The organism is Leucobacter luti (assembly GCF_004217175.1).
Taxonomy (GTDB): Bacteria; Actinomycetota; Actinomycetes; order Actinomycetales; family Microbacteriaceae; genus Leucobacter; species Leucobacter luti.
Genome location: NZ_SHKI01000006.1, coordinates 369775 through 385821 on the forward strand (window position 1 = coordinate 369775; position 16047 = coordinate 385821).

The following is a 16047-nucleotide window of genomic DNA, read 5'->3' on the forward strand; positions in this document are numbered from 1 at the left end:
CGTCCCATCCGGCCCCGACGCCAGATCCGGCCCCGACGTCAGATCCGGACCCGACGCCAGATCCGGCCCCGACGCCAGATCCGGCCCCGACGTCCGATCCGGCCCCGGCGGCAGATCCGGCGTTGGCGCCCGATCCGATCCGCGATCCGGCCGCGACCGCCGCGGCCCGGGCGGACGACCGCGCCGCCCTCACCCCGGAGCAGGCGCGCTGGGTGCAGCAGCTCTTCCAGGCGTGCGGTGACGCGATTGCGGAGGTGATCCAGGGCAAGCGCCGCGTCATCGATCTCGTGTTCGCGAGCGCCCTCGCCGGCGGGCACGTGCTCCTGGAGGACGTGCCGGGCACCGGCAAAACCGCGCTCGCGCGCTCACTCGCCGAGGTGGTGCAGGGCACTGCCTCGCGCATCCAGTTCACCCCCGACCTCCTCCCCGGCGACGTCACGGGCATCTCGGTCTACGATCAGCGCGCCGGCGTGTTCGAATTCCACGCGGGGCCAGTGTTTGCGAACGTCGTGCTCGCCGACGAGATCAACCGGGCCAGCCCCAAGACGCAGTCAGCGCTGCTTGAGGTGATGGAGGAGGGCCGGGTCACCATCGACGGCGTATCCCACGAGGTGGGCAGCCCGTTCCTGGTGATCGCCACGCAGAACCCGGTCGAGCAGGCCGGCACCTACCGCCTGCCCGAGGCCCAGCTTGATCGCTTCATGATCAAGACCGCGATCGGCTACCCGGACGCGAGCGCGATGCTGCGCATCCTGCAGCAGCACCGCGGCGGCCAGGCGCCGCTCGCCGCTGTCGTCTCGACCGGGATGGTGACCCAGGCCCAGGACTTCGTGAACCGCGTGCACGTGAGCCCGCTCGTGGCCGACTACGCCGTGCGCATCGTTGAAGCGACCCGGCGTGCCAGCGGGGTGCGGCTCGGGGCGAGTGTGCGCGGCGCGCTCGCGCTCGTGCGCCTCGCGTCGGCCTGGGCGGCTGGCCACGGCCGGCACTTCGTGACCCCCGACGACGTGCGCGACCTCGCCCTCCCGGTGCTCGCGCACCGCATCGTGCTCGAGCCCGAGGCAGAGTTCGACGGCGTCACCGCGGTGCAGATCGTTGGCCAGGTGCTCCTCGACGTCCGGATGCCCCAGGAGAACGGCGCCGCGTGACGTCCCAGCACACCGAGACCCGCGGACGCGAGGCCACCTGGACGGCCGCCCGAACCGCGGGAGCCACGCGCGGGACGGGCGTTCGGCGCGCCCTCGCGCGCGCTCGGCGTGCGGTCCGCACCTGGTGGGGGCGGCTCACGCGCGTCATCACCCCGGCCGGCGCGTTCGTGCTCATCGCCGCCCTCGCCGCCGGCGTGCTGGGCGCCGCGCTCGGCTGGGTTGAAGCGTGGGGGATTGCGATCGCGGGCGCGCTGCTGCTGCTCGTCGCGGTGCCATTCCTCGCGGGCGGGCGCTCCTACGAGATCACCATCGGAGCCGATCGACTCCGCGTGGTCGCGGGCGGCGAGGTGCACCTGCGCGTGACGGTCGCACACCCGGGGCACACTCCCGCCCTGCCGGCAACGGCGGAACTCCCCGTGGGGCCGGCGCTGCGCGAGCTCGCGATCCCCCTCCTCGCGGCGGGGGGAGAGACGACGCTGACCCTGGACGTGCCCACCCCGCAGCGGGGCGTGATCCCCGTCGGCCCCGTCACCCTGGCCCGGCGGGACCCCGTCGGCCTGCTGCGCCGCGAACTCACCTGGCCCGACCGCCACCTCGTGCACGTGCACCCCGTCACTACCCCGCTGCCGCCGGGCGCCGCGGGGCTCGTGCGCGACCTGGAGGGCGACGCGAGCCGCCGCCTCACCGACGCGGACCTGTCGTTCCACGCGGTCAGAGACTACGCGCACGGCGACTCACGCCGGCACATCCACTGGCGCTCAACCGCGAAGACGGGCACGCCGATGGTGCGGCAGTACGAGGAGTCGCAGACGGCGCGGTCGGCGATCCTGTTTGACGCAAACCTTGCCGAGTACGTGAGCGAGGAAGCGTTCGAGCTCGGGGTCAGCGTGGCCGCCTCGCTCGCGCTGCAGGCCGTGCGAGAAGGGCGCGAGCGATTCGTCGGGACCCAGTGGGTGCCCGGGCGGGAGCGCTCACCGCTCGACGGGCTCGAAGAGCTTCCAGCGCGCACCCCCACCCAGCTGCTCGACGCGTGGTCGCGCGTGGTCGCGACCGCCGAGGCGGCGCCGCTCGAGGTTCTCTCCCGGGGGCTTGCCCAGTCGCGCCGCCCGCTCTCGCTCGTGGCGCTCGTCACCGGCACGGTGCCGGACGCAGCACGCCTTCGCCGCGCCGCCGTACTGTTCCCGGCAGACGTGACCGTGATCACGGTGCGCTGCGAACCGCTCGCCGATCCGGGCGCGCACCGCGGCGACGCGAGCACCGTGCTCACCGTGGGCGCGCTGACCGACCTGCCCCAGCTCATGCTGCGACAGGGGGCGGCGTGAGGAGCCGTCTCGCCCCGAGCCGCACGCTCACCGCGGCGCTGCTCGTGCTCGCAATCGCGCTCCTCGCGGGGATCGCCGCCTGGCCCGTGTACCGCGGGCCAGAGGCCTGGCTCGCGGTCGGCGCGGCCGCCGCCGCGGCGTTCGCGATCACCTGGGCGGGGCGCCGCTGGCGCTGGGGTGCACTCACCGCCGTGGCGCTGCTCCTTGGCTTCGTCGCGCTGCTCGTCCCCGCCGCCGTGCCGAGCGCGCTCGACGGCGCACCCGCCGGGCTCCTCCGGGGCCTCGGCGATGGGCTCGCGGCCGTAGCCCTCGGGTGGAAGCAGATCCTTACGCTCACCCTGCCGCTCGGCAGCTACCAGGCCGTGCTCGTGCCGCTGTTCACCACGGTGTACGCCGCCGCAGCGGCCGCGACCTGGCTGGCCGTGCGGGGCGACGCAGCCTCGCCCTGGGCGGCGCTCCCGGCCGCCGCGGTCGTGGCGTTCGGCACCGTCTTCGGTCCGGTCGAACTGAGCGACCCGCTCGCGCTGGGACCCCTCACTGTCGCCGCCCCGCGCGAGCTCGCGATCTGGGCCGCCGCGGCAATCCTGATCACCGGCTGGATCGCCTGGACCTCGGGCGCCGCACGCCGCGCTGCCCTGCGCCTCGGCCGCGGGCCAGGCGCGCGTCTGCGCGGGATCACGCGCGGCGCCACCGGCGCGGCGATCGTCGTCGCCGCGCTCGCCGCCGGGGCCATCCTCGCCCCCGCCGCGACCTCGACGCCGCGCACGGTGCCGCGCGACCGGATCGACCCCGTGGTCGTGGTTCGGGAACAGACCAGCCCGCTCGCCGGGTACCGCGTGCTCAAGCGCGACGCCGCCTACGACGCCCCGCTCTTCACCGTGACGGGAGACGGTCCGCTGCCCGGCCGGATGCGCCTCGCCGTGATGGACCAGACAAGCGGCGTCGACTTCACCGTCGCGGCCGGGAACGGCACCTTCACGCGCTTCCCGAGCGGCGACCCAGTGACCGACCCGGCGCTCGTGCGCGTCGCCATCGAGTCCGGTTACTCAGGGATCTGGGTACCGCTGACCGCCGAGCTCGGCGCCCCACCTGAGTTCGCCGGGCCGCGGGCCGCCGACCTGGCCGACGGGTTCTACGTCGACCGAGACACCGGGGCCGGGATCGCCGTGCCCACCGCCGCAGGGCTGCGCGCCGGCGACGCCTACCGCGCCGAGCTGAGCGCAGCGCCCGACGCGCGGCTCGACGCGGCGCCCGCGCACGCGCACCCCGACCTCGACCTCGCCGAGCTCCCGCAGCTTGAGCGCTGGCTCGCCGCGCAGCGCCTCCCCGCCACGGGCGAGGGCCTTGCCGAGGCGATCGATCGGTTGCGCGCCCGCGGCTACCTCAGCCACGCGCTCAGCGACCAGGGCGACCGCGCCTGGCTCGACGCGCTCGCCGCAGCGTACGGCACGCGGTTCGTGGCGAGCCCCGGCGGGCACTCGCTCGCCAGGATTGAGGAGCTCTTTGAGCAGCTCAACGACCAGGCGGAGGCCGCCGGCACCGCGGGCGACGACGCGGCGCTCGTCGCGGGGATCGGCGACGACGAGCAGTTCGCCGCCGCGGCAGTGCTGCTCGCCCGCGCCCTCGGCTTCGACGCCCGGATCGTGCTCGGCGTGCGGCTCGGGGGAGATGGCGTGCCCGGCGTCCCCGCGTGCGAGTCGAGCTGCACGGGCGCGAACGTGGCCGCGTGGATCGAGGCACGCGGTGCCGACGGGGTGTGGGCCCCGCTCGACGTGACCCCCCAGGTGGCGGTCCCGCCCACGGCCCTCGAGTCAGGCGAGCGGTTGCCGGAGCACGCGACGGTGCCGGAGGAGCGCGATGCGCCAGAGAACGACCCCGAGTTCGGATCCGGATCCGGGAACACCGCGCCGGCCCAGGCAACTCCCGCGGACACCGCCGCGGGCCTGCTTCCAGCCCTGCGGTGGATCGGCCTGGCGGCCGCCGCGCTGCTTCTGCTCGCCGCGCTGGCGCTCTTTATCCCCGCGGTCAAGGCGCTGCGCACCCGCCGCCGGCGCCGGGCCGACAGCGCCGAGGTGCGCGCGCTCGGGGCCTGGGAGGAGCTGCTCGACGCCCACGCCGACGCGGGGACTCCGGCGGTGCGCGCGGCGCGGGTTTCCGGCGGGCGGACGCAGCTGAGCCGCCGCGATCTCGGCGCAGCGATCCCGGGCGGGAGCGCAATCGCCGCCGCCGTCGACCGTGCCGTGTTCGCGGGGGAGAGCGTCGACGCGGCCGAGGCAGACCGGCTCTGGTCCGCCGTGACGGATGAGCTGTCCGGGCTGCGTGCCGGACGGTCGTTGCTCGCTCGGCTCCGGGCGCGGTTCTCGCTCGCATCGTTCGGCGTGCGCGGATTCGGCAGAGAACGGAGCGACCATGGCGAGTGAGCACGAGGCCCGGCGACACCGTGAGGCGGGCGACACCGGCGACACCGGCGGCGCCGCACACAGCGCGACACCGGCACCGCCACTGCCAGAGCCCGCCGACCCCCGCAGCGCGAGCGAGCTCGCGGCGCTGATGTTCAAACCCCCGCTCGGGTCCGGGCGGCGCGTTCCCGCGGCACCGGAGCCGAGCACCGCCCCGCCCCGTGCGGGTGCCCGGCCCGAGCTCCCAGTGGTGTACGGCGCCCGCCCCGCGCCCTCGCCCCTCGGCGGGCGAGCGCCGGATCGGCTGCCACCGCGTTCGACGCCCGGGGCTCAGGAAGCAGGCCAGGACCGCAGCGCTCTCCCCTCGGTCACGGCACAGAACCGGCGGTTCCGGCGACTCGCGCTGCTCGGCGGCACCGGGATGGTGCTCATCGTCGGCGCGGGGCTCTGGGGCCTCGCGCAGCTGGGACTTGCGTGGCTGTGACTCTCGAGATCTCGGCCACACAACGTAGGATGCAGAAGAGGAGCGGTCTGCCGCGAATCGCTGCGGCGCACGCCGTGCGGCAGGACCTCACATGAACGAATGGAAATGGTGACGTAGCGATGGGAAACGATCTCAGCTTCGGAGCAGTGAGTCTGCTCGGGCCGGTCCTGGGTATTTGGGGGCTCGTGGGCCTCGTGCTCTACGTCTGGTACCTCTGGGCGCTCTCGAAGCTCTTCCCGTACCTGGGCCTCCCCGCCGCGCACGGCTGGATCCCGATCTGGAACCAGTGGCGGCTCATCTCTCGGGCCGGGCTGCCGGGGTGGCTCGCGGTCCTCGGCATCGTCCCCGTCCTGAACATCGTCACCTTCGTGTTCAGCGTCATCGCGATCCACCGCCTGAACCGCGAGTTCGGCAAGGACGCGGCCTACACCGTGCTCGGTGCGTTCTTGCCTCCGATCTGGGCGATGCTCCTCGCGAGTCACATCGCCGATGGGGCATATGCCGGGGCGAGCGTGTACACCGGCGGGGCGGCGTTCCCGCCGCTCACCGCGCCACCCACCCCGCCAGCCCAGGGCTGGACGGGGTCCGGCGTGCAGGCCGCGTGGCCCGCGCCGGGGGCGGCCGCGGCCTGGCCCGAGCCGGGCGCCGCTGCGACGTGGCCTCCGCCCGCGCCCGCGCAAGCCTCCGCGCCCCCGCAAGCCCCCGCTGGCGCCGCCGCGGGCGCGGTCCTCGGCACACCGCCGCCCGTCGCGCCGAGCGCCCCGGTGTCCCACCAGGGGCTCCCGCCGGTTCCCCCGGGCGCAATGCGACAGCACCCGCCGGAGGCCCCCGTGGCTCCGCAGGCTCCAGCCCCGCAGGCGCCCGTGGCCTCGCTGGGCTCGGCGCAGCCGCACGAGCTCGAGCGCGATCCGCACGCGATGAACGACTGGGGCTTCAGTAACACCACCGAGGGCAACTACGAGCGCCTCGCGGCGGAGCACCTGGAGGCCCGTCCGGCGCCCCCGCTCGGCGCGCGCCAGGCGCCGGAGCCGTTCACCTGGCCGGGGGACACGCAGGAGCCGGCGGCCGGGGGTACCCCGGTGGTGCTGCCCGGCCCCGTCAGCGAATCCGCGGCCCCTGCGGCAGAGGTTGCTGCTGCGCCTGCGGCAGAGGTCGCTGCTGCGCCGGCTGCGGAGGTCGCTGCTCCCGGTGCGGAGCCGGCCGCGCCCGGTCCCGTCGCTGCGCCCGCGGTAGCGCCCGCTGCGCCCGCGGTTCCTGCCGCGATGCCGGCTGCGCCCGCGGCGGTGCCGGCAACAGCTGCGCCGGCTGTATCCGAGCCCGCACCGGAGCCCGCAGATATCTTCCTGCACGATGCGGGCGATGCTGAGGACGAGGCAGACCACACGGTCATCGTTGCCCGCCGTGCGCGCTGGGGGCTCGAACTGCCCGATGGCGAGACGCTCGAGCTCGTCGGCGACGACATCGTGGTGGGGCGCAAGCCGGCGCCCATCGCCGAGGCCCGCACGCTGCTCGTCGCCGACCCCACCCGCACCGTGTCGAAATCGCACGCCCGGCTGCGCCGCGACGGGGATGACTGGACCATCGAGGACCTGCACTCAACGAACGGCCTCTCCCTGGTGGACGGCGCCGGCAACCTGTCGCAGATCCCCGCCGGGCTGGCATTCCCCGCCGCCGAGCGGATGGTGCTTGGCACGCTCGAGGTGCGGCTCTACCGGCTCTAGCCCGCCCGCGCCCCACCCGCCCGCGCCCCACCCGCCCGCGCCCCACCCGCCCTCGCGCGCCCCGCGCACGAGCTCGCGCAGGAGATCCGAACTCAGGCGGACGGAATCGTCAGATTCTCCCCGCCTGAGTTCGGACCTCCTGCGCGAATTCGCGCGGTGCGCCGGACTGCGCACCCGGCTGTGAAGACACTCTGCAAATGCGCTGCCGACACTCAGCTTGGCGCGCGTAGGGTGGGGCCTGTCGGCGTAACTCGGGGGCGCCCCGGGGAAAGGTGCGGTATGAAGGTCATCAGCTACAACCTGCGGAAGAATCGTGCGGTCATTGAGATCGCCGATCTCGCGGCGGATCACGAAGTTGACGTGCTGTGTCTGCAGGAGGCTGAGTCCGTCGCGCTGCCGCAGCGGCTCGGGTCGCTCGAGCTCGTGCACGCCACCGAGCGCAACCGGCTCGGGCTCGCAATGTACGTGCGGGCCGACCGCTTCGTGACCCGCTCGGCGCACACGTTTCAGCTGAAGAAGTCGCTGCACGATCGCCTGCTGGCCCCGGCGCACGAGCGCCTGCTTGGCGCACGCCTGCACGATCGCGAGACAAGCCGTGACCTGGTGGTCGCCTCGTTCCACGCTGCGCCGCTCACCGCGCTCAACTCGCTGCGCCGCCACCAGATCCACGCGGCGCTCGGCGAGCTGCGCGGCCTCGGCCCCGGCCTGCCCGCCCTGATGGTGGGCGACTACAACTACCCAGTTTTCAAGGGGCGGCTCGACACCGAGATGCGGGATCAAGGCTATGAGCTGAGCCTGAGCGACAAGCGCACCTATACGCGCTACAAGATGTTCCGCGGCCACTTCGACTTCGCGACGTCAATGGGCCTCGACATCGAGAGTGTGTCCACGCTCGGACGCGGCCTCTCGGACCACCTCCCGATTCTGGTTTCCGCGGGGCTGGCCGCCGAGCGGGTTCCGGCCGCAGCCTAGGCGAGCTCGCCCGCTGCGAGGTACGCGGGCACCTGCGCTACCGAGGCGAGCACGGCGGTCGCCGCCGCGGGGAACTCCGCGCGGTCGAGCTTGCCCGTGAGCACGCCGATCGAGTGCGCGGCGCCCGAGTGGGCGCCGGCGAGCACGTCGACGGCGGTGTCGCCGGCCACGAGCACCTCAGCGACGTCGATTGTGCCGGTGCGCTCCATAGCGCGGTGGATCATGTGCGGGGCCGGCCGGCCGGCCGCGACCTCGTCGCCGCACACCAGCGCGTCAATGGCGAGCGTCGGTGCCGCACCGGCCACGCTGGAATCGTCCACGTGCCAGCCGAGCTCGGTGAGGATACCCGAGGCCACGTCGCGCGAGAACCCGGTGGTGAGCGCCACGCGCACCCCGTTCGCGCGCAGCTCCGTGATCGCCTCGGTCACCCCCGGGATCGGGGTGGGCGGGGCCGCAGCGTAGCGCTCGGCGAGGATCTCGCGGAAGCGATCGAACGTCGCCTCGACGAGGCCTGGCACGGTGGCGTCGCCGCCGCCCAGGCCGATGAGCGCGGTGATCGCCGCGCGCTTCTCCGTGCCCATCCACTCCTGCAGATCGGCGGGGGCGACGGCGACCCCGGTCTCGGTGACCGCGTCTTCGAGCGCGCGGTACACGGCGCCGCCGTCGTCAATCGTGGTGCCGGCCATGTCGAAAACGGCGAGGGTGATCATGCGTGCTCCTGGGGCTGCTGGTCCGACGCGGATTGCGCCGGTGAATCGGTGGGGGAGAGAAACGGGCCGGCGACGGCCTGCCGCGTCAGTGGGATTCGATGCTCGGCGCTGTTTTCGACCGCGAAGTTGGTCATCGACGGCAGGTAGCGGTCGTCCGCGGTCTCGATGACCGCGCCGAACTCGTTCGTGGCGAGGCGGCGCACGCGCAGCAGCGGTGAGCCCGGGGCAATGCCGAGCTGCTCAACCTCGAGCGGGTGGGCGGCGATGGCGTCGATCACGTGCCGGGCGCGCACGGGCACCACCCCGGCGGCCGCGAGCGCCTGGTAGATGCTGCCGCCGTCGAGGTCGGCGGAGAGGAGGTGCCGGCCGATCTCGTACGGGTAGAGCGAGCGCTCAAGCATCGCCGGTTTGCCGTCGAGGGTGCGCACGCGGATGATCTCGACGATCGGGGAGTCGGGCGGGATCCGCAGCTCGGTGGCGATCCGCTCGGTGGCGGGACGGCGGCTCGCCTCGATCACGCGCTGGCCCGGGGTAAAGCCGAGTTCGCGCGCCCACTCGGTGAACGACATGAACGTGTCGAACGACTGCACGGGCGCCGTGCGCTGCACGCGCGGCGGGGTCCCGCGGCCGCCAACGATCATGCCCTCGGCGCGGAGTGCCGCGAGCGCCTGGCGCACCGGGCCGCGCGAGGTGCCGAACTCGGCGATGAGCGATTTCTCGCTCGGTACCTTGTCGCCCTGCTGCCAGGTCCCGGTGCGGATGCGGCGGATCATCTCCTCGTACAGCTGCACGTGGAGGGGTGCGGTGGTGGTCATGCGGACAGACTACAAGTTGTCTTGACTGCTCGCGCGGTGCCCCGGTGGCCGCCGCGTGAACGCCCGGTGACGGTTTTGCGTGCCCGACGCCCGGCTCGATGAACGCTCAGCGAACTCCGGCGACTCAAGTTGTGTTGACTACTTTCGGCACCGCAGGATCGAACCATGAATTCGCAGACCCCAGCACCCAGCATCGCCATCGTCGGTGCCGGCATCGTCGGCCTGGCGCACGCCGTGGCCGCGCTCGACGCCGGCTACCGCGTCACCGTGATCGAGCAGGACGCCGCGGCCGTGACATCGAGCGTGCGCAACTTCGGGCACGTGGGGGCGTCGGTGCAGGCCGGCGAGCTCGGCGAGCTTGCGCGCGAGAGCCTGCCGCTCTGGCTCGGCCTCGCTGAGCGCGCCGGGGTCGAGGCGCGGCGCTCGGGAACGCTTGCCGTGGCGCGCTCCGACGCCGAGGCCGCGGTGCTACACGAGGTCCTTGCCGAGCGCGCGCCCGAGGGGGCGCGCCTTCTGAGCGGTGCTGCCGCGGCGGCCGAGCTGCGGCTCGCACCCGGGGGCGAGGCTGCCGGGGCGATCCGGGCGGGGCTCATGCTCCCGGCCGACATCACGGCGAACCCGCGCACTGCCGTGGCGCGCATCGCCGCCTGGATCGCCGGGCACGAGCAGGGCGAGGTGCGCTTTCGCACGACCGTGCATGCTGTCGATACCGGTCTCGTGGAGACGAGTCGAGGCAGGATCGAGGCCGACACCGTGATCGTGGCGACCGGCCACCTGCTGGGGCGCCTCTTCCCGGAGCTCGCCAGCACCGGTGGGGTGCGCGAGTGCGCGCTGCAGATGGCCAGGGTGCGCGCGCCGCACGCGATGGGGCTGGGCCCCGCAGTGCTCACGGGCACGTCGATGCTCCGCTACGGCCGTTTCGACGGGCCCGCCGCCGACGCGTTGCGGGACGAGCTCACGGCCCAGCGCCCCGAGCTGTTCGAGATCTCGGCGAACGTGATGCTCACGCAGCAGGCAGACGGCACGCTGCTCGTCGGGGACTCGCACGCCGCACACGACGCGGCCCCGCCGTTCCTCGACGAGCGCTGGTCGCGGATCCTGCTCGACGAGGTTGCGACCCTGCTCGGCGCTCCCCGCCTCGACGTGCTTGAGCGCTGGCAGGGCCTCTACGCCACGAGCACCGCCGGCGACATTCTGCGCGCGAGCCCGGCGCCCGGCGTGCACGTGGTCACGCTGACCACCGGCGTTGGCATGACCGTCGGCCTCGGCCTCGGCGCGCGCACGATCGCGGCGCTCTGATCCGCCCGGCACCCCTTCCACCCAGATCACCCGCAGCACCCACGCACCACACCGACCAAGGAGAATCGTGAAGAAATCCGCTATCCTCGCCGCCACCACCCTGGCCGCGCTGACCCTCACCCTCGCCGCCTGCTCGACCGGATCCGGTGCGGACTCGGCCGTGGCCGAGTCGGCGACCTGCCCCGGCGGGAACACCCGGTTCGGGATCCTCCCGTACGAGGATCCGGATCGCCTCGAGCCCGCGTACCAGGCGCTCGGTGCCGCACTCTCGGAGCAGCTCGACTGCCCCGTCGAGGTGATCATCACGGAGGACTACGCCGCCGAGGTGCTCGCGATGGAGAACGACTCGCTTGAGATCGCGCAGTTTGGCCCCCTCGGCTTCGTCTTCGCGAACCAGCGCGCCGACGCCACCCCGCTCGCCTCGTTCGGCGACGCGGACGGCAAACCGACCACGTACACGGGCGGCATTTGGGTGCCGAAGGACTCCGAGATCCAGTCGATCGACGACCTCGTGGGGCACACCCTCGCGCTCGGCAGCCCCGGTTCCACCTCGGGCGATGCCCTTCCCATGTCGGCGCTCACCGACGCCGGGATCGCGGACCGGGTGACCGCCGACTACGCGGGCGGCCACCCGGAGGCGCTGCTCGCCCTGGTGAACGGCACGGTCGACGCCGCGCAGATCAACTCGCAGACGCTCGCCACGGCAGAGGCCGAGGGGACGATCGACACGAGCGAGTTCCGCCAGGTGTGGGAGTCGGAGGAGATCCCGAACGACCCGATCACGGTGCGCGGCAATCTGCCGCAGGAGTTCAAGGACGCGGTCGCAGACGCGCTGCTCACGCTCAAGACCGAGGACGTTGAGCAGGTGAGCGCGTTCCTCGGCGTCGATCCGGCGGGGCCCCTCATTCCCGTGACCGTGGAGACCTACCAGCCGCTGTTCGACCTGGCCGAGACCATGGGCCTCACCGAGAAAGACGTGTAGTGCGCCCCGTCACCGCGCTCAGCGCACCCCGACCGAGCGGCGCCTCGGCCGCACCGAGCGCGCTCGGCGAGGTGCTCCTCGACGTGCACGCTATCTCAAAGAGCTTCGGCGACCGCGTCGTGCTCCAGGACATGAGCATGCGCGTGCACGCCGGGGAGGTCGTCGCGTTCCTCGGGGCAAACGGATCCGGAAAATCGACCACCCTGCGCGCGGTGAACGGGCTCATCGAGGCGGACTCCGGCGACATTACGATCGCCGGGGTGCGCCTCACCGAGGCGAGCGCGGTGCGGCGGGCCGAGGCCCGCCGCACCGCCGCAACGGTGTTTCAGAAGATTCACCTCGTGCCGCGCCGCACGGTGCTCCAGAACGTGTGCGCCGGGGGCTTCGCGAGGCTCCCCGCCTGGCGTTCGCTGCCGCCGCTGTTCGGGCGCGAGCTCGAGTCGGAGGCGATGGCCTGCCTCGACCGGGTGGGCCTCGCTGATCGGGCGCGTGACCGCGCGGGCAGCCTCTCCGGAGGCCAGCAGCAGCGCGTCGCGATCGCCCGCGCCCTGTGCCAGCGGCCGCGCATGATCCTCGCGGACGAGCCGGTGTCGGCCCTCGACCCGAAGGCCGCCGACGACGTGATGCAACTGCTCCACGACCTCGCGGCGCACGAGGGGCTCGGGGTGGCTGCCGTGCTGCACCAGCCGCAGCTCGCGCGGCGCTACGCCGACCGGGTGATCGGGCTGCGCGGGGGACGCCTCGTCTTCGACGCCGCTGTTCCCGAGATCGACGACGCGCTCCTCGCCTCGCTGTATCTCTGAGCCCGGCGCCGCGCCACCGCGGGCACCGACCGCCCCGACAACACCGATACCACCGACCGCATCCGACCGCACCCCACCGTGAGGACCCCCGTGACCGACACACTCGCCGCCGCACCGCCGGCCGCACCGCGCCCACCCGACGCCCCGCGCACGCTCCCGGTGCCGCGTGACCCGCGGGCGCCGTATCGCGCCGGCTCATGGGCTGCGATTATCGGCGTCCTCGTGGTGCTTCACCTGCTCGCGTTCCAGGCCACGGACTTCAGGCCAGAAAAGCTCGTGACCGGTGCGACCGGCATGATGAACTTCCTGTCGGAGGCGATCCCGCCGGACCTCAGCCCCGAGGTGTTGCGGTCCGGACTGACCGGGGCGCTCACCACGCTCTGGGTGGGCCTGCTCGGCACCACGATATCCGTGCCGTTCGCGCTGCTGCTGGCGGTATTCGCGGCGCGCACCACCGCCCCAAACCGCTTCGTGTACCAGGCCGCCCGCGGGATCCTCTCGTTCTTCCGCGCCGTGCCCGACATCGTGTTCGCGCTCATCTTCGTGACGGCCGTGGGTCTCGGCCCGTTCGCCGGCGTGCTCGCGCTGATCTGCCACAACACCGGCGTGATGGGGAAGCTCTGGGCGGAAGCAATGGAGGACGTCGATCCCGGGCCGGAGCAGGCGCTGCGCACCACGGGTGCGAGCCGCTGGCAGGTGGTCGCGAACGCCACGATCCCGGGCGTGCTCCCGCAGCTCACGGGCCTGCTGCTCTACCGCTTCGACGTGAACGTGCGGTCGTCGCTCGTGCTCGGCCTGGTGGGCGCCGGCGGCATCGGGCTGCTGATCAACAAGTCGATCAAGACATTCCAGTTCGACGAGATGCTGACCTACCTCATCATCATCCTCATCGTGATTGTGCTGGTCGATCTCGCGTCGTCCTGGATCCGGAAGCGCCTGTAGGAGCCGCCCGGCGCGGACGGTGCACCCGGCCGCCGGGGTTCGCGCCCGTCGGGCCGCAACGCACCGAGCCGCGCCCCGCCGCGGGGCGGTGGAGCGCGGCTCGGTGGTCGTGCGGGTGGTGCGCTAGGAGGCGGGCTCCTCGGTCACCTCGCGGGTGCAGCGGCTCGACGGGAGATCCGGCGGCGCGGCGTGCTCGGCGGTCGCGTTGAAGCGGTGCAGACCGCCGCGGAGCTGCTCGAGCTCGGCGTCGCTCCACCCGGAGAAGCGCTCGTGGTAGGCCTCCGCCCACTTGACGCGGATCCCGTCGAGCAGCTCTTGGGCCCGCGCGCTCGGGGTGAGGAGCACCACGCGGCGGTCCTCCGCGGCGGGCTCCGTCTCCACGAGGCCCAGCTCGCGCAGCTTCGCGAGCTGACGGCTCACCACCGCCTTGTCCATGTCGAGCATCTGCGCGATCCCGGTCGCCGTGAGCGGGCCCTTCCGCACGATCATCTGCAGCATGATGAGGCCGACGCCGCGCAGGTCCGCGTGGACCTCCTCGGCGTACCGCGCCCAGCGGCTGCGCGCGAACGCGATCACCTCTGAGAACTCGGAGATGATGTCGCCAACGATGTCGTCACCCTCGCCCCGCGCCTCCGGGGAGACGCGGGGCCGAGCAGAGCTGTCGCTCATCAGCGCTCCGAGCTGTCGGTCTTTATCGTGGTGGAGGGGGCCGCCTGGCTGTGGCGCGTCGGCAGCACGACCGGGCCGGTCGTGTCCGTGAGCACTGTGACCGAGCCGGTGAGGACGCCCTCGGCGTTGGCCTCCTCCGCCGCGCGCAGGTCGGCGATCTTCTCCGCGTTGCTCTTGGTGCTGAGCGGCACGTTGGGCAGGAAGATGATCGCGACCAGCGCGAGCAGCGCAATGGGGGACGCCGCGAAGAAGATGTTGCCGATGCTGTGCCCGTAGGCGGACTCAACCACGAGCCGGATCGGCTCGGGCAGCTCGGCGACCTTGGGGAGCACGCCGCTCGCGAGCGACTCGGCCCCGGCGAGCTGCTCCGGGGCGAGCTTGGCGAGGCCGTCCTGGATGTAGCTGCTCACCTGGGCTGCGAGCATTGCCCCCATTGCCGACATGCCGGCGGTGCCGCCGATCGTGCGGAAGAAGGTGACCGAGGAACTCGCGACGCCCATCTGCGTTGGCGGCACCGTGTTCTGCACCACGAGCACGAGGTTCTGCATCGTCATGCCGACGCCGGCACCCATGATGAACATCGAGACGCCCACGTACCAGTACGAGGTGTCGTAGCGGAGCTGGCCCATGAGGAGCAGGCCGGCGAGCAGCGCGACCGCGCCGATCACCATGTAGCGCTTCCACTTGCCGGTGCGCGTGATGATCTGTCCCACGATGGTCGAGGAGATCAGTACGCCGGCCATCATCGGGAGGGTGAGCAGGCTCGCCTCGATGACGGTGCGGCCGCGGGCGAGCTGCATGTACTGGCCGAGGAACACCGCGGTCCCGAACATGGCGAGACCCACGGCGATGCTCGCGACGACGGCGAGGGTGAACGTGCGGTTCTTGAACAGCGTGAGCGGGATCAGCGGCTCCTCGGCGCGAGTCTCAACGAACACCGCGAGCGCGAGCACGATGAGGCCGCCGCCGACCATCGCGATCGTCTGCCACGACCACCAGTCAAAGTTGGAGCCACCGAGGGTGACCCAGATAAGCAAACTGGTGAAGCCGGCGGAGATGAGCGCGGCACCGAGGTAGTCGATCTTGATCTTCTGCTTGAACGTCTGCAGGTGCAGCGTGCGCTGCAGCATGATGATTGCCACGATCGCGATCGGGGCCGCGACGTAGAAGTTCCAGCGCCAGCCGATGGTGTCGGTGATGAGGCCACCGAGCAGCGGGCCGCCCACGGTGGCGACAGCCATCACGGCGCCCATGATGCCCATGTACTTGCCACGCTCAAGCGGGCTGACCACTTCGGCGAGGACGATCTGGCCGAGCACGCCGAGGCCGCCGGCGCCGAGGCCCTGGAGCACGCGGAACACGATGAGCCAGGTCGGATCCTGCGCGGTGCCGGCGAGGGCGGAGCCCAGGGTGAAGACGATGAGGGCGATCTGCAGGAGCGCCTTCTTGCTCGTGAGGTCGGCGAGCTTGCCCCAGATGGGGGTGGAGATCGCGCTCGCGAGCATGGTCGCGGTGACCACCCAGGTGAACGCGGCCTGCGTGCCGCCGATGTCGGCGATGATGATCGGCATCGAGGTGCCGACCACGTTCATCGCGAGCATCGAGACGAACATGCTGAGGAACAGGCCGGCAAGCGCGAGGTGCTTTGCGCGGCCGGTGAGGAGCGCCCCGCTGGGGGCGGCTGGGTGAACTGCGGTCATTCGGGGGTGGGATCCTTCGCGACGAGAAGTGCCGGGTCGCCTGACGGGGCACGATTTGTTGACAAGGGTCAACTATATTCC

At 72.6% G+C, this 16047-nt stretch carries 14 protein-coding genes; 10 read left to right on the forward strand and 4 right to left on the reverse strand.

The window, feature by feature from the left end:
- Positions 1 to 137 precede the first annotated feature (137 nt).
- The 6 genes from EV139_RS13025 (at position 138) to EV139_RS13050 (ending at position 8046) form a co-directional block, all read left to right on the forward strand.
- Positions 138 to 1148, forward strand: a complete 1011-nt coding sequence (locus tag EV139_RS13025; protein ID WP_420029122.1) for an AAA family ATPase — start codon at positions 138 to 140, stop codon at positions 1146 to 1148.
- Positions 1145 to 2470 (forward strand): DUF58 domain-containing protein, encoded by a 1326-nt coding sequence (locus EV139_RS13030; protein ID WP_130454765.1) that lies wholly within the window; start codon positions 1145 to 1147, stop codon positions 2468 to 2470. The genes EV139_RS13025 and EV139_RS13030 overlap by 4 nt, the downstream gene beginning before the upstream one ends.
- Positions 2467 to 4890: a transglutaminase domain-containing protein gene (locus tag EV139_RS13035; RefSeq protein ID WP_130454766.1), complete on the forward strand. Its 2424-nt coding sequence runs from the start codon at positions 2467 to 2469 to the stop codon at positions 4888 to 4890. The genes EV139_RS13030 and EV139_RS13035 overlap by 4 nt, the downstream gene beginning before the upstream one ends.
- A complete protein-coding gene (locus EV139_RS13040) occupies positions 4880 to 5353 on the forward strand; it encodes a hypothetical protein (RefSeq protein ID WP_130454767.1) in 474 nt (157 codons plus the stop codon). The genes EV139_RS13035 and EV139_RS13040 overlap by 11 nt, the downstream gene beginning before the upstream one ends.
- A 119-nt stretch (positions 5354 to 5472) precedes the next feature.
- Positions 5473 to 7074, forward strand: a complete 1602-nt coding sequence (locus tag EV139_RS13045) for a DUF5684 domain-containing protein (RefSeq protein WP_130454768.1) — start codon at positions 5473 to 5475, stop codon at positions 7072 to 7074.
- Positions 7075 to 7353: 279 nt separating this feature from the next.
- On the forward strand, positions 7354 to 8046 hold the full coding sequence (locus EV139_RS13050; protein WP_130454769.1) for an endonuclease/exonuclease/phosphatase family protein: 693 nt from the start codon (positions 7354 to 7356) through the stop codon (positions 8044 to 8046).
- On the opposite strand, the gene EV139_RS13055 is transcribed toward EV139_RS13050, so the two are convergent.
- Positions 8043 to 8756 carry a phosphonatase-like hydrolase gene (locus EV139_RS13055; protein ID WP_130454770.1) on the reverse strand — a complete coding sequence of 238 codons (714 nt, stop codon included), beginning with the start codon at positions 8754 to 8756 and terminating at the stop codon, positions 8043 to 8045. The two genes, EV139_RS13050 and EV139_RS13055, sit on opposite strands and share 4 nt — an antisense overlap.
- Positions 8753 to 9571 carry a GntR family transcriptional regulator gene (locus EV139_RS13060; protein ID WP_130454771.1) on the reverse strand — a complete coding sequence of 273 codons (819 nt, stop codon included), beginning with the start codon at positions 9569 to 9571 and terminating at the stop codon, positions 8753 to 8755. The genes EV139_RS13055 and EV139_RS13060 overlap by 4 nt, the downstream gene beginning before the upstream one ends.
- A gap of 165 nt (positions 9572 to 9736) precedes the next feature.
- Here EV139_RS13060 and EV139_RS13065 point away from each other — a divergent pair, with 165 nt between their 5' ends.
- The 4 genes from EV139_RS13065 to phnE all read left to right on the forward strand — a co-directional run bounded on the left by EV139_RS13065 (position 9737) and on the right by phnE (position 13597).
- On the forward strand, positions 9737 to 10870 hold the full coding sequence (locus EV139_RS13065; protein ID WP_130454772.1) for a TIGR03364 family FAD-dependent oxidoreductase: 1134 nt from the start codon (positions 9737 to 9739) through the stop codon (positions 10868 to 10870).
- 67 nt (positions 10871 to 10937) lie between these two features.
- Positions 10938 to 11852: a phosphate/phosphite/phosphonate ABC transporter substrate-binding protein gene (locus EV139_RS13070; RefSeq protein WP_130454773.1), complete on the forward strand. Its 915-nt coding sequence runs from the start codon at positions 10938 to 10940 to the stop codon at positions 11850 to 11852.
- A complete protein-coding gene (locus EV139_RS13075; protein ID WP_241989060.1) occupies positions 11852 to 12655 on the forward strand; it encodes a phosphonate ABC transporter ATP-binding protein in 804 nt (267 codons plus the stop codon). The genes EV139_RS13070 and EV139_RS13075 overlap by 1 nt, the downstream gene beginning before the upstream one ends.
- 90 nt (positions 12656 to 12745) lie before the next feature.
- The gene (phnE, locus tag EV139_RS13080) at positions 12746 to 13597 is read left to right on the forward strand and encodes a phosphonate ABC transporter, permease protein PhnE (protein ID WP_130454774.1); all 852 of its coding nucleotides are present in this window, start codon (positions 12746 to 12748) and stop codon (positions 13595 to 13597) included.
- A gap of 123 nt (positions 13598 to 13720) precedes the next feature.
- Here the strand turns inward: phnE and EV139_RS13085 are convergent, their stop codons facing one another.
- Complete coding sequence (locus EV139_RS13085; RefSeq protein ID WP_130454775.1) at positions 13721 to 14266, reverse strand: MarR family winged helix-turn-helix transcriptional regulator; 546 nt, start codon at positions 14264 to 14266, stop codon at positions 13721 to 13723.
- Complete coding sequence (locus EV139_RS13090; protein WP_130454776.1) at positions 14266 to 15966, reverse strand: DHA2 family efflux MFS transporter permease subunit; 1701 nt, start codon at positions 15964 to 15966, stop codon at positions 14266 to 14268. Before EV139_RS13090 ends, EV139_RS13085 begins: the two co-directional genes overlap by 1 nt.
- Between the last annotated feature and the right edge of the window lie 81 nt (positions 15967 to 16047).